Origin of the sequence: Limnobaculum eriocheiris (assembly GCF_021010575.1) — a bacterium.
In the GTDB taxonomy this organism is placed as follows: domain Bacteria; phylum Pseudomonadota; class Gammaproteobacteria; order Enterobacterales; family Enterobacteriaceae; genus Limnobaculum; species Limnobaculum eriocheiris.
Window position 1 is genome coordinate 23,176 of the sequence record NZ_JAJNAG010000024.1, and the last position, 13,008, is coordinate 36,183.

Sequence of the window (13,008 nt, forward strand, 5' to 3'; positions counted from 1 at the left end):
TCCTCAGTAGGTAAATTGGTTTAATTATTTAGCCGAAAGTATAAATAACATCAGAAATATTATGGCTATTCATCAGTCAAATGACCTGCCTGAATTTATACGAATAAAATTTCATCTTGGCTCATGAGGTAATTATAGTCTTTTTGCGTGGTGTTCGGCTATAAATATAGTGTATTGAAAGGTATATTATTGGCGAGTTTTGCTTTCTTTTTAACCGATAAAAGACAAAAGTGAATTCGTTGCAAAAACAAATTTAATGATATGTTAGTTAAAGGGAATAAATCCTTTAACCTGAGTCGCTAAGCGTTGAAGAATGGCGGCAGTAAGGCCCCAAATCAGATTGTCGGCGTAATAAAGAAAGTAGATACGCAAAGGTTTACCACGACGAATAATGTCAATGGAATGGTAGTTATCACTGTTTAATGCGTAGTCTAAAGGAATTTCAAACAGCCTTTCTACTTCATGATGATTTTTGCTAAAGCTCAGTCCGGCTGGTAACACACCAACAACCGGCGTTACCTGAAAACCGCTGACACTGTCCATCGCAGGTAATTGACCAATAATTTCAACGTACCCTGGATTAAGTCCAACCTCTTCGTAGGCCTCTCTGAGTGCCGTGGTTTCTGGCAACAAATCTGTATCATCTGTTGCACCACCGGGAAAGGCAACCTGTCCCGGATGTTTACGCAAAGCAAAAGAGCGTTTGGTTAGCAACAACGTGAGGTGCTTACCATTAATTATCGGGACTAATACCGCAGCCTTTCGTAATTGATGAGTATCGTAGGCCGGTGGCGGTAATTGAAGCTGAAAACGCTGGATAAAATGTTGAAGAATATCGCTCATTGGCCATTATCACTGAAATACTTGGTTGAGTAACCGAGATTAACGGGAGAGATTCTCAGTTATGTATCATTTTGTGGTATTATAACCGTTAGCAATATGAATTTGTGCAATTGTGCAAAAAAGCGGCTTTATCCTACCGGGAACTCTGAGATATATGACTACGATTGGCTCACCAGCACTTCGTCACGATCAGCAGCAAGATGCTGTAGAACGTATCCAGCAATTAATGGCTGAAGGGATGAGCAGCGGAGAAGCGATTGCTTTGGTCGCTAAAGAGATTAGAGAGAACCATCAGGGTGAGCAGACTTTTGCATCCTTTGATGATGAATAATTCTTTTATGGGTTAACGTCCGAATAAAGTATACCAAACTTATCCATGTAGGTGAGGTACAGTCGAGTATCTAACTCCAACTGATGGTAGTCTGGTTCCATATAACAGCATAGATTATAAAAATCTTTATTGTGCTGCTTTTCTTTTAAGTGTGCTAATTCATGCACCACTATCATTCGTAATAATGCTTCCGGCGCTGACTTGAATAGATTTGATATTCTTATCTCTGCTTTTGATTTTAATTTAGCACCCTGAATTCGTGATATTGAAGTGTGTAAACCCAACGCATGTTTGATAATGTGAATTTTATTGTCATAACAAACTTTGCTAACTAATTGAGCGTTTTTCATGTATTGATTTTTTATCTCTATCACGTACTGATATAGCATTTTATCAGTGACGTAGATATGTGGCACAGGGTAGCGACTTAACAATAAGGCCCCCAGTTTTTCTTGCTTAACTAGTTGAGCCACTTGCAGTTGGAGATGTTCCGGATAGCCTGTGAGATAGGGAAGGGAATTCACGTTACTTTTCTTGTTCAAATGAATTTATCGTATAAATAGATGGCTCATACTAACAGTTAATAAGTTTTTTTGCATGACAGATTAATGATATTAGACTACTTAATGAAATCCTGGTCTCATTATACCTGATATTAAAATTAATATTAAGGCAAAAGCATAGGTGGTGTATTTGCTTAACCGTTTCGATACCAATTATGAAATAAAAATATGTGCTCTTGATCTAATTTTTTATTGAGTTACTGAAAACACCTTGCCTAAATTTATTGGATATGAGGTAATGTTTTTGGTCAGTAAAATAGAGCTACTTTAGATAAGTCATTTTGAATCTGATATTCCCGGCAAGTTCGTTATCCTTAACTTCTTCCAGGTTTTTTCTTAGTGCTTAAACACAAGTAACCACAACTACCGGCCTTTCATGCCTTTTGGCAGGTTAAACATCAATAGGAATTTTGTAATGTCTAAGAAAACTGGTCACGTTAAGTGGTTCAACGAAAGTAAAGGTTTTGGTTTCATCACTCCAACCGATGGCAGCAAAGACGTGTTCGTTCATTTCTCTGCTATCGTTAATGATGGTTTCAAAACTCTGGCAGAAGGCCAGCATGTTGAATTTTCTATTCAGGACAGCCCACGTGGCCCGTCTGCGGCTGAAGTTGTTGCTCTGTAATTTATTACACAATAACTGTTTGCCACAAACCCGCATTAAGCGGGTTTTTTATTGCCTGAAAATAGCTAAAACAGGGCTATGATTACTCAATCCGCTTTTTTCTTTAGTTCCTTCGCTGCTTTCTTCAGTACTTTACGAATGCGATTTACCTCAGCAGCAGGAAGCTCTACATTGCCGGGACTGGTTTTTTTGCTTTTTACCGGCGCAGGTTCTGTTAGGCTGATAAAACTTTCTTCCAACCGCTTGATGATTTCAGCATTCATTGAGTGCTTATTGTGTTCTGCCTGAACTTTTAGTTTTGCTCTTAACTCAGCAGGGATTCGTACGCTCAGTGAAGTAATCGTCATAATGATGCTCCCGTTTGGCTATATGAAGGAAGAGTGAAATATTACCTGTTAATAATGTTATAACCTCTTTAATGTAGTGGATAAAGGATAATCAGCAATAAAACAAAAATACGCCCTAAAAATCAGAGCGCATTCAAAATATAATAACTCATTAAATTAAGAGAGTGATGGAGCCGGACGCGCAATAATACTGCGGGTTTCCATTCGAACTTCCGCAATAACAACTTCCAGCGAATCGCCCTGACGATAAACCACATTACCATTAAGCAGTATGGTGCCATTCTCTGCGCTACATACCAGCTCGTCACGTACAGGGTGAATAAATGGGGCCGGAATAAATGCGACGGCACCATTATCTGTCAGCTTAATCCGCATACCACCACGAGAAATATCCATAATTTCTGCCTGATAACGGGTATCCGTTCCTGCTTTATCCTGCAAAAAGCGCGCATATAACCAATCACTAACATCCCGTTCAGCAATACGATTAGCCCGACGGCGCTCTGTTAGCGGTTGCATAACACTTTCATCCGGTGCTGTGGATGGGGTTTCGTGGATCAATGCTTTTAATAAACGATGGTTAATAATATCGCCATATTTACGAATAGGTGAGGTCCAGGTTGCATAAGCCTCCAGCCCCAATCCATAGTGAGGGGCTGGCGCAATGCTGATTTCTGCATAGGTTTGGTATTTGCGAATACGGCTATCGAGATAAGAGGTGGGTTGTTTATCCAGGAATCGACGCAGTTCACAGAATCCATCCAGGGTCAGAACCTTCTCTTTATTAAATTCCGCTCCATTGAGTTCCAGAATATTGATTGCCTGCTCAACGACGGCGGGGTCAAAACCAGCATGAACGTTAAAGATCCCATAGCCTAAACGTTTTTTTAGTACGATAGCGGCACATATATTAGCCACAATCATTGACTCTTCCACAATACGGTTAGCAATGCGGCGATGTTCAGTAATAATGTCCAGCACCTGACCATTTTCACCGAGAACAAAGCGGTAATCAGGGCGGTCTTTAAATACCAGCGCATGCTCTGTTCGCCAGGAGGTGCGACGTAATGCAACCTGATGCAGCAACGCTATTTGCTGCGCGATTTCGGGTTGCTCAGGCTTCCAACCGTCAATACCTTCAATCCAGTCTGAGAGCTTCTCATAATCAAGCTTGGCCTTTGAGGTTATCCAGGCGCAGAAAAACTCAATATCGTCATTGATTGAGCCATCAGAAGAGAGGGTTAGCTGGCAGACCAGTGCAGGACGACGTTGATTTGGCTGTAGGGAACAAAGGTTATCCGACAACTCTCTGGGAAGCATCGGAATATTAAAACCTGGTAAATAATTGGTAAATGCTCGTTTTAAGGCAATCTTATCCAGTTTACTTCCGGCGATAACATAGGCGCTGGGATCGGCAATGGCAATAGAAAGACGAAACAACTGGTTATCCAACTGTTCAACATACAGCGCATCATCCATATCTTCAGTAGATTCGCTATCAATGGTGACAAAGTTTAACCCGGTTAAATCACGACGAATAATCCCTTCATCCTGAATAGGTTCGGAGGTCCATTCTGGCGCAGTACGCTCCAACTGATAGCGTGACAGTGTCACCCACCATGGCGCTAAATGGTCGTCTCCATGGGTTATATATTCATTGATTTGTGCCTGAAACCCACGATCGTTTTTCAGTGGATGACTGGTTATCTCTGCAACGACCCAATCACCCTGAGTTAATGTATGAGTCAGTCCTTTTACGGGTTTACAGGGAATGACATCTTTAATCATTGGGTGATCGGGAATAACCATCAATCGGTCATTTTTTTGCTGAATACGACCAATAAAACGCGTCAGAGATGGTTCTAACAACGTCTCCGGCTCGGCCAGTTCACGATCCTTTTCTGTATGGATAGTGGCTGAAACACGATCGCCATGCATGACTTTCTTCATTTGTGGAGGTGGAATGAAGTAGCTTTTCTGATTATCTACCTCAAGAAAGCCAAAACCTTTTTCGGTGGCTTTAACAATGCCTTCAACCCGTGGAGTATTAGCATGAAGTTGCTGTTTAAGCTGTGCGAGCAGCGGGTTATTTTGAAACATATATGAGAAGCACTATTCAATGAGTCAACCATTTTTGTGATGGCTTGTTTTACACAAAAGGCGTGTCGGGAGCAAGCTTATCCTGTCGTTTACCGCAATTAATTGATATGTCATGATGGGATGTTCGATAATAAAAATGTGAATATCGGCTGTACCTCACAAATTGACATTTTGTTTGTGACAATAATTCACTGATTTTCTTAATATAAAAACTCTGTTTTACAACTCACATCAGGTGCCCAATTATGCTCAATGTAAATGAATATTTTGCCGGAAAAGTAAAATCGATTGGCTTTGAAAATGGGAGCATTGGTCGTTCCAGCGTAGGGGTGATGGCGGCAGGTGAATATAATTTTGGCACAGCGCAACCAGAAGAGATGACGGTCATTACCGGTTCTCTTAATGTGCTGTTACCGGGTGCGACAGAATGGACGGTGTTTTCTGCCGGGGAGTCATTCCATGTACCTGGAAAAAGTGAATTTAACGTGCAGGTATGTGAGAGTACGGCCTATTTGTGTCGTTATTTGTAATGATTTTTGATTTGCAGTTAATCATGTAGTTAAAAATATTTCGGCTTACCGCATTAGTAGTAAGCCGAAATTACAATGAGGATTAGGCTTTTAGCTCAAGCTCATTCATTGCAGCGATGCTGAAACCACCATCAACGTGCAGAACTTCACCACTCACACCAGAAGACAGGTCAGAGCACAGGAATGCTGCAGAGTTACCTACATCTTCAATGGTTACAGTACGGCGAATAGGGGTAACGGCTTCACAGTGTGCCAGCATTTTTTTGAAGTCTTTGATGCCGGAAGCTGCCAGAGTACGAATCGGGCCAGCGGAAATGGCGTTAACACGAACGCCTTCAGGTCCCATTGCGTTAGCCATATAGCGAACGTTGGCTTCCAGAGAAGCTTTAGCTAATCCCATTACATTATAATTAGGTATAGCGCGTTCAGCACCCAGATAGGAAAGGGTTAATAACGCAGAACCTGGATTTAACATGCTGCGACAGGCTTTAGCTAATGCGACAAAGCTGTAAGAGCTAATATCGTGAGCAATGTTAAAACCTTCACGGGTTACCGCATTGACATAGTCACCATCTAACTGGTCGCCAGGAGCAAAACCGATAGAGTGAACGAAACCGTCGAATTTAGGCCATACTTTAGCCAGTTGAGCAAACAGCTCAGTAATGCTTGAATCTTCAGCAACGTCACATGGTAATACGATATTGCAGCCTAATTCGTTAGCAAACTCTTCTACGCGAGATTTCAGTCTTTCATTCTGATAAGTCAGCGCCAGTTCTGCCCCTTCACGTTTCATTGCTTGTGCAATACCAAAGGCGATTGAACGATTGCTGGCAACGCCAGTAACCAGAATGCGCTTACCGGTTAAAAAAACCATAGCTATGATCCTTGTAGTCAATGTTATGACCGCCGGAGTCTATCCGGAGCAGTCATTATTAAAAAAACGGAACGATTCTATCATGCAACCAGAATAGATAGTGCATGTTTGTCATACTGCTCCGATCAGTGAGATGAAACAGACAGCGTTATTGGATATGTTGAATCCTCAAATTCTTCTGCCTGCCGTTAAATATCTGAAACATCTTTACGCCAGTGGTCAGCGGTAAGTGCTTCAGCAAAGTGGCTATTAATCATTCGACGGGTAATGTCATGCAGAGGCGATGCAATCACCTCTGCTGTATTACCGCGCTCAACCACTTCACCATTTTGCATAACCAGCAGTTGATCGCTGACGTGCTTGATCATACCGAGATGCTGGCTCACGTAGATATAGGATATACCGTGCTTTTCCTGTAATTCCATCATTAAGTTCACTAACTGTGAACGCATGGACATATCCAGCGAGGCTAGCGCTTCATCTGCAATGATAATTTTGGGCTGTAATATTAATGCTCTGGCCAGCGCTACCCGCTGCTTCTGACCAGATGCCAGCATTTGCGGATAATAGTAAGCGTGGTCGGGGAGTAAGCCGACCTGACGCAAGGTCAGATTGATCTGTTTTTCCCGCGCGGAGGCTTCCAGATTAGTATTCAGCTTCAGTGGGATATCCAACAACTGTCCGATACGCTGCCTTGGGTTAAATGAAGTATTCGGATCCTGAAATATCATGCGAATATGCTGACTGCGGTAGCCATAATCACCAAATTCCAGTTTATGATCTCCGATCATCATTTCTCCGGAAGTAGGTTTAATCATACCGGAGATCATTTTTGCCAGCGTTGATTTGCCTGAACCATTCTCGCCAATAATGGCCATGGTCTGCTTTTCACGCAGAATAAAACTGACGGGTTTTACCGCTTCCAGCTCATGAGGGCGAAACAGCCCGGTGCGAAAATGAAAGGTTTTGGATAAATTACGGACTTCAAGTAAGGCGCCCATCAGGATGGCTCCTCATGGTTAAGAGGAAAATGGCAGGCAAACTTATGTCCCTTAATATCCCTCAGCCGCGGGGTTTCTATACATTTTTTCTGTGCATAAGGGCAACGCGGCCCCAAACGGCAGCCAATAGGCAAATGCTCAAGAGAAGGAATAACCCCCGATAAGGTATTTAATCGGCTTTTATGGGGCAAGGCGCGGCCAAAATCAGGCATCGCACGAATTAGCGCCTGGGTATAAGGATGGTGAGGTGCCGTCAGCAGCTCATCACATAGCGCACTTTCTACCGTTTGACCACAGTACATCACGTTAATTCGCGTTGCCCACTTACTCATCATTTGCAGGTCATGGCTAATCAGCAAAATAGTGGTGTTGTTATTCTGATTCATTCGGGCCAGCAAGCGGAAAATTTGTGCCTGGGTTGTCGGTTCCATCGCGTTAGTTGGTTCATCGGCAATCAGTAATCTGGGCTGATTGGCCAACGCAATGGCAATCATCACTTTCTGGCACTCACCCTCAGTGATCTCATAAGGGAAACTGCGCATAATATCTTTGTGGTCTTTAATACCTACCCGATGCAATAATTCAATGGCCCGATGTTTACGCCAGTTAAAGCGCTGCCACCAACGGCCTTTATAAGTCCATCCGGGTATTGCCTGAATTAATTGACGACCAACTTTCTCTGATGGGTCCAGACAGGATTGTGGTTCCTGAAAGATCATCGAAATATTATGACCAACCAATTTTCTGCGTTGACGAGGGGTCAGCTTTAGTAAATCGATGTCATTTAAACGGAAACGGTCAGCAGTAATACGCCAGTTATCCTTACTGATACCGCAAATGGCTTTCGCTATCAGGCTTTTTCCAGAGCCGGATTCTCCCACTAACCCCCGAATTTCCCCTTCGGTCAGGGTCAGGCTAACGCGGTCGACGGCTTTTACCGGACCGTCAGCCGTCATAAATTCAATGGTGAGATTACGAATATCGAGTAAAGGCATTATTCATCACCCGTAGAAATAGCTCGGTATAACCCATCACCGAGAAGGTTAACCAGCAATACGCTAATCATAATGGCCGCACCCGGTAGCATCACGCTCCAGGGGGCAACATATAACAGTTCCAGAGAGTCTCCCAACATGGCTCCCCATTCAGGAGACGGCATTTGAGCACCAAGATTCAGAAAACCTAACGCTGCAATATCCATAATTGCCATAGATAGCGAGCGGGTAAACTCGGTAACCAATACCGGAGCAATATTTGGCAGTAAGCCATTCCATAGAATATAACCCGTTGATGCACCATCCAGACGAGCCGCAATAACATACTCTTTTTCCAGCTCATCATGCACGGTTCTGTATATGGTATGAACCATACGGGGTAATAGTGCCAGCCAGATAGCGAACATGGCATGTTCCAGCCGGGGTCCTAAAAAGGCAACCACAATAATAGCCAGCAGCAGAGAAGGAATGGCCAGTAGCGTATCAAGCAGATGGTTTAGCGCAGCGGAACGTAATCCATGGCTAACGCCAGCTAATAACCCAAGCAGCGTGCCGCAAAAGGCTGCGGCTAATGTAATCAGCAAAGCAGAACCAAAGGTTGGAGCTGCACCGTTAAGCAGGCGGCTTAAAAGATCTCTGCCTAAATCATCGGTTCCCAGGAAAAAGGAGACATCACCATGACGAGACCAGGAGGGTGGCAGAAGCTGGTAACCAAGGAATTGCTGATCGAGCTGATAGGGAGCAATCTGCTCACCAAACAGGCATAAAACAATCAGCATCAGGACGCCGTAAAGACCAATCATCGCCAGAATGTCTTTATGGATTCGCTGCCAGATATAGCTCATGGCTCCCGGCATTTTCTTTTCGCGGTATACGTTATCGGAAAGCATACCACTCCTTATTTTTAAAGGGGTTAGTCATTGCACTAAAGATATCGGCAATTAAATTAACTGCGATAGATAAACTGCCCATCACGATAATACCTGCGGAAACCACTGCAAAATCCTGCTGACGAATAGCCATTATCAGCCAACGCCCTAAACCCGGCCAGTTAAACACCGATTCGGTGATCATCGCTAGCGCCAACATAGTGGAGAACTGTAAACTCAACTTAGGGATTATCATTGGTAAGGCGTTGTGTAAAACATGACGGCGGATAATGGTAAAACGGGACAGGCCGCGTGTTGCCGCCGCTTTAATATAGTTTTGCCCGATAATTTGAATCACACTCTGGCGCGTCAGGCGCATCACTTCTGTTGTTGGAGCTACGGCTAAAGTAATTACCGGTAAAATCAGATGTTTTAATACGCTGATAATAATCTCTTCGCGATAGTGAGAATCAGAGAGCCAGGCATCAATTAATGCAACGCCGGTAATGGGTTTAATCTGATACAACAAATCATAACGACCAGAAACGGGCAGCCAGCCAAGAGTTAACGAAAAAAACAACATCAGCAGCAATGCCAGCCAGAAGATAGGAATAGAAAACCCGAACAGAGAGATCGAAGTAATAATATGGTCAGGCCATTTCTCTTTCGACATGGCGGCTAAAATTCCTAATGGAATTCCTAACCCCAGCGCAATAATAAAAGCAAAAATGCACAGCTCAAGGGTTGCGGGAAACACAATCTTTAACTGTTCGCCAACAATTTGCCCGTTAATAACTGAAGTACCAAACTCTCCCTGAAGCAAACTTTCCATATAAAAAGTATAAGCATCAATTAAGTGCGCGCCCGCCAGTGGGGCATTGGGGGTATAGTAAGAGATACTGAAGCTAACAAAGGTTAGAATCAGCAAGGTTACCAATGCCAGTAGTAGCCGCCTGAGAATATAAATAATCATTTATTATTCGTCTCTGATTTTTCCCGATAGACACCGGCAAATGAAACGTTGCCCAGTGGACTCAATACCAGCCCTTTAATATCGTATCGATAAGCCTGAATTCGTAGCGAAGAGGCCAGTGGCAAAACGGGTAGCTCTTGGGCCAGAATCTTCTGGGCTTTAGTATAGGTATCAATTCGCATGGAAAGATCCTGAGAAGTTACCCCTTTGGATAGCAACTGGTCGAACTCCTGATTACACCAACGGGCATAGTTGGTTTGTGAATCAATACCGGCACAACTGAGCAGCGGTCGGAAGAAACTATCAGGATCGTTACTGTCGGTGGTCCAACCGGTTAATGTCAGGTCGTGAGCATCGTCGCTAAGGCGAATCTCCTGAAAACGCCCCTCAACCGGAACAATAGTGACTTTAATCCCTACCTTGGCTAAATCTGCCTGTAGCAGTTCTGCCATTTTTAACGGGCTGGGGTTATAAGCCTGAGAGGCAGTAGGTACCCACAGGTGTAACCGAAGGTCAGTAATACCGGCTTCTTTCAATAACTGTTTAGATTTTTCGACATTAAATTCAGTAATTTCTGATTCATTATCATAAGCCCATGAAGTCCGTGGCAAAATCGATGATGCGGTTTCAGCAGTCCCATAATAGATCGATTGCATCAGTCGTGGGTTATTGATGGCCAGCGCAATAGCATAACGTACACGACGATCGTTGAAAGGTGCCTTTCCGGTATTAAAAGCCAGATAGGCTACGTTCATGCCGGTGCGTAGTGAAATTCGCAAACGCGGGTCGTCACGTAATATCGAAAGCTGACTGGCAGCCGGGTAAGCCAGAACATCACATTCGCCGGTCAGGAGTTTAGATAAGCGACCGGTACCGCCAGCGCCTAAATCGATGACTACCTGCTGCATTTTAGGGGAGCCACGCCAGTAGTCTTTATTACGATACAGGCGAACAAACTGTCCCGGATGATACTCGTTTAGCAGAAAAGGACCGGTACCTACCGGCTGGCGATCGATACGTTCTTGCATACCAATACGGGTCAGATTATCAGCATATTCGGCAGAGAGAACAGGGGCATAATGGGTTGCCAGATGCCACAGAAAAGAGGCATCCGCATTATGCAGTTCAATATCGACAGTATAGTCATCAACTTTACGTATGCTTTTTACCGTGTCGGAAAATTGCATACTGTCAAAATAGGGGTAACGCCCACCGTTTACCCTGTGGTAAGGCGCCTCGGCGTTAAAGATCCGACTAAAACTAAATACCACATCATCCGCGTTCATGGTTCGGGTTGGCATAAACCATTCGGTGGTTTGGAAGGTGACACCTTTGCGCAGGTGAAAACGGTAAGTTGCACCGTTATTCAGGCTTTCCCAACGTTCCGCCAATTCAGGAATTAATCGATAAGTATAAGGGTCGACATCCAACAGGCGGTCGTATAGCTGCGCGGCAATGGTATCAATCATCACTCCGCCATTGGCTATTTGTGGGTTAAAGCTATCAACAACGCCGCTGACGCAATAGACAAAACCGCTCTGACGAATATCTGGTTGAGCGGGTTTTGATGGCTCTACAGCCGCTGTTGCTCCGGGAGTGGTAATCAGGGGGGGCGTTTCCAGTTTCCCGGCTGGCGTTGCCCATGCAGGAAGAAGAAATCCCGCCCAGAGCAATACCCCAATTTTTAAACCGTACATATATAAGGGATTCTTTGATATATAGTTCAAGCTATCGATTATACAGGAGTATAGCCGTCATCCCAATGCTTAGCATTGCTTAAGCGATGTTTCATTGAAACCGTATAGCAATTATGCGAAAGCTGTCTGAAAACCGAGCGTTATGACGCTTTAGATTGCTCATTTTTGCGTAGCATTCCTCTTAACTGGTGATAGCTAAGCCCTAATAGCCTGGCGGCCTGACGTTGATTGTATTGCGACTGTTCCAGCGCTTTGGCGACTATCGATTGTTCCTGCAAGGATAACCACTGTTTCAGATCGAGGGGTAATGTCGGTAGCTCCCCGATTTGTTCATCACTGTTTGTGGTGAGTAATTTTTCTGAATTAACAGTGGAAGGAAGGCGTACAAAAGGGTCGATAATAATATTCCCTAATGGCATTTCATTTTCCCCATGGCGATACACTGAGCGTTCCACCACATTTTTTAATTCACGAATATTTCCCGGCCAGCTGTAGTTCATCAATGTTTCAATAGCTTCTGGAGTAAAGCCGGGGAAGAAAGAGTATTCCAGTTCTCTGCACATTTGGATCGCAAAGTTATCTGCCAGTAGCATGATGTCCTGGCGACGCTCCCGTAATGGTGGCAGATTAATGACGTCAAATGCCAGACGATCGAGCAGGTCGGCCCGAAACTTACCTGCTTTCGCCATGGCCGGCAGATCTTCATTGGTAGCGCAAACCAGACGAACATCAACTTGCAAGGGCTGAGTTCCGCCAACCCGTTCTAATTGACCATACTCAATGACCCGCAGTAGTTTTTCCTGAACCAACATGGGGGCATTCGCCAGCTCGTCTAAAAACAACGTCCCGCCATCGGCGCGTTCAAAACGCCCCAGATGTCTACGCTGCGCACCGGTAAACGCACCGGCCTCATGGCCAAATAGTTCGGAATCTAAAAGCGTGTCGCTCAACGCGGCGCAGTTAAGTGATATAAAAGGACCTTGCCAACGTTTAGATAGGTAATGAAGGCGATGGGCTATCAGCTCTTTACCTGTACCTCGCTCACCAATGATTAACACCGGTTTGGTTAAGGGTGCTACCTGAGAGGCTTGTTCAAGTACTTCAATAAAGCTATTTGCTTCACCGATAATGTTATCAATAACGTCAGTCATGGTTAATTTCGCCAATAGTTGGTTTTTTTCATCAAATCATTTTTCATGCATAAATAGCAAGAAAAATAAAATTCATTTAAAATCAGTTGCATGAAGAACATTAAAAGTT

14 protein-coding genes are annotated in these 13,008 nt (G+C 44.0%); 3 read left to right on the plus strand and 11 right to left on the minus strand.

Features of this window, described 5'->3' with window-relative positions; translation table 11 throughout:
* Window positions 1-264: 264 nt before the first annotated feature.
* Window positions 265-843, minus strand: a complete 579-nt coding sequence (locus tag LPW36_RS11205; RefSeq protein ID WP_230609740.1) for a CoA pyrophosphatase — start codon at window positions 841-843, stop codon at window positions 265-267.
* A 154-nt stretch (window positions 844-997) separates the two neighbouring features.
* Here LPW36_RS11205 and LPW36_RS11210 point away from each other — a divergent pair, with 154 nt between their 5' ends.
* Window positions 998-1,174: a YoaH family protein gene (locus LPW36_RS11210; protein ID WP_230609741.1), complete on the plus strand. Its 177-nt coding sequence runs from the start codon at window positions 998-1,000 to the stop codon at window positions 1,172-1,174.
* A 5-nt stretch (window positions 1,175-1,179) separates the two neighbouring features.
* On the opposite strand, the gene LPW36_RS11215 is transcribed toward LPW36_RS11210, so the two are convergent.
* Window positions 1,180-1,698 carry a M48 metallopeptidase family protein gene (locus LPW36_RS11215; protein WP_230609742.1) on the minus strand — a complete coding sequence of 173 codons (519 nt, stop codon included), beginning with the start codon at window positions 1,696-1,698 and terminating at the stop codon, window positions 1,180-1,182.
* Window positions 1,699-2,152: 454 nt separating this feature from the next.
* On the opposite strand from LPW36_RS11215, the gene cspE reads away from it, so the two are divergent.
* Window positions 2,153-2,362: a transcription antiterminator/RNA stability regulator CspE gene (gene cspE, locus LPW36_RS11220; RefSeq protein ID WP_130591357.1), complete on the plus strand. Its 210-nt coding sequence runs from the start codon at window positions 2,153-2,155 to the stop codon at window positions 2,360-2,362.
* 86 nt (window positions 2,363-2,448) lie between these two features.
* Here the strand turns inward: cspE and LPW36_RS11225 are convergent, their stop codons facing one another.
* Window positions 2,449-2,709 carry an Arc family DNA-binding protein gene (locus tag LPW36_RS11225; RefSeq protein WP_230609743.1) on the minus strand — a complete coding sequence of 87 codons (261 nt, stop codon included), beginning with the start codon at window positions 2,707-2,709 and terminating at the stop codon, window positions 2,449-2,451.
* Window positions 2,710-2,865: 156 nt separating this feature from the next.
* A complete protein-coding gene (locus LPW36_RS11230) occupies window positions 2,866-4,809 on the minus strand; it encodes an exoribonuclease II (protein ID WP_230609744.1) in 1,944 nt (647 codons plus the stop codon).
* A gap of 245 nt (window positions 4,810-5,054) precedes the next feature.
* Between LPW36_RS11230 and ppnP the strand changes: the two genes are divergently transcribed.
* Window positions 5,055-5,339, plus strand: a complete 285-nt coding sequence (ppnP, locus tag LPW36_RS11235; RefSeq protein WP_230609745.1) for a pyrimidine/purine nucleoside phosphorylase — start codon at window positions 5,055-5,057, stop codon at window positions 5,337-5,339.
* Window positions 5,340-5,421: 82 nt separating this feature from the next.
* On the opposite strand, the gene fabI is transcribed toward ppnP, so the two are convergent.
* From fabI to pspF, 7 genes are all read right to left on the minus strand, one after another.
* Entirely contained in the window at window positions 5,422-6,213 is a 792-nt protein-coding gene (gene fabI / locus LPW36_RS11240; RefSeq protein WP_230609746.1) for an enoyl-ACP reductase FabI, read from the minus strand.
* A gap of 188 nt (window positions 6,214-6,401) precedes the next feature.
* A complete protein-coding gene (gene sapF / locus LPW36_RS11245; RefSeq protein WP_230609763.1) occupies window positions 6,402-7,217 on the minus strand; it encodes a putrescine export ABC transporter ATP-binding protein SapF in 816 nt (271 codons plus the stop codon).
* Window positions 7,214-8,209: a putrescine export ABC transporter ATP-binding protein SapD gene (gene sapD, locus LPW36_RS11250; RefSeq protein ID WP_230609747.1), complete on the minus strand. Its 996-nt coding sequence runs from the start codon at window positions 8,207-8,209 to the stop codon at window positions 7,214-7,216. The genes sapF and sapD overlap by 4 nt, the downstream gene beginning before the upstream one ends.
* Window positions 8,209-9,099, minus strand: coding sequence for a putrescine export ABC transporter permease SapC (gene sapC, locus LPW36_RS11255; RefSeq protein WP_230609748.1), 891 nt, complete (start codon window positions 9,097-9,099; stop codon window positions 8,209-8,211). Before sapC ends, sapD begins: the two co-directional genes overlap by 1 nt.
* Window positions 9,086-10,051: a putrescine export ABC transporter permease SapB gene (sapB, locus tag LPW36_RS11260; protein ID WP_230609749.1), complete on the minus strand. Its 966-nt coding sequence runs from the start codon at window positions 10,049-10,051 to the stop codon at window positions 9,086-9,088. Before sapB ends, sapC begins: the two co-directional genes overlap by 14 nt.
* Window positions 10,048-11,748 (minus strand): ABC transporter substrate-binding protein SapA, encoded by a 1,701-nt coding sequence (gene sapA / locus LPW36_RS11265; RefSeq protein ID WP_230609750.1) that lies wholly within the window; start codon window positions 11,746-11,748, stop codon window positions 10,048-10,050. Before sapA ends, sapB begins: the two co-directional genes overlap by 4 nt.
* Before the next feature lie 140 nt (window positions 11,749-11,888).
* A complete protein-coding gene (gene pspF, locus LPW36_RS11270; RefSeq protein ID WP_230609751.1) occupies window positions 11,889-12,899 on the minus strand; it encodes a phage shock protein operon transcriptional activator in 1,011 nt (336 codons plus the stop codon).
* Window positions 12,900-13,008: the final 109 nt, after the last annotated feature.

Bases quoted from the DNA above. Each gene is read 5' to 3' on its own strand.
- LPW36_RS11205 (WP_230609740.1), bottom strand. From the start codon at position 843: ATGAGCGATATTCTTCAACATTTTATCCAGCGTTTTCAGCTTCAATTA.
- LPW36_RS11210 (WP_230609741.1), top strand. From the start codon at position 998: ATGACTACGATTGGCTCACCAGCACTTCGTCACGATCAGCAGCAAGAT.
- cspE (WP_130591357.1), top strand. From the start codon at position 2,153: ATGTCTAAGAAAACTGGTCACGTTAAGTGGTTCAACGAAAGTAAAGGT.
- LPW36_RS11225 (WP_230609743.1), bottom strand. From the start codon at position 2,709: ATGACGATTACTTCACTGAGCGTACGAATCCCTGCTGAGTTAAGAGCA.
- LPW36_RS11230 (WP_230609744.1), bottom strand. From the start codon at position 4,809: ATGTTTCAAAATAACCCGCTGCTCGCACAGCTTAAACAGCAACTTCAT.
- ppnP (WP_230609745.1), top strand. From the start codon at position 5,055: ATGCTCAATGTAAATGAATATTTTGCCGGAAAAGTAAAATCGATTGGC.
- fabI (WP_230609746.1), bottom strand. From the start codon at position 6,213: ATGGTTTTTTTAACCGGTAAGCGCATTCTGGTTACTGGCGTTGCCAGC.
- sapD (WP_230609747.1), bottom strand. From the start codon at position 8,209: ATGCCTTTACTCGATATTCGTAATCTCACCATTGAATTTATGACGGCT.
- sapC (WP_230609748.1), bottom strand. From the start codon at position 9,099: ATGCTTTCCGATAACGTATACCGCGAAAAGAAAATGCCGGGAGCCATG.
- sapB (WP_230609749.1), bottom strand. From the start codon at position 10,051: ATGATTATTTATATTCTCAGGCGGCTACTACTGGCATTGGTAACCTTG.
- sapA (WP_230609750.1), bottom strand. From the start codon at position 11,748: ATGTACGGTTTAAAAATTGGGGTATTGCTCTGGGCGGGATTTCTTCTT.
- pspF (WP_230609751.1), bottom strand. From the start codon at position 12,899: ATGACTGACGTTATTGATAACATTATCGGTGAAGCAAATAGCTTTATT.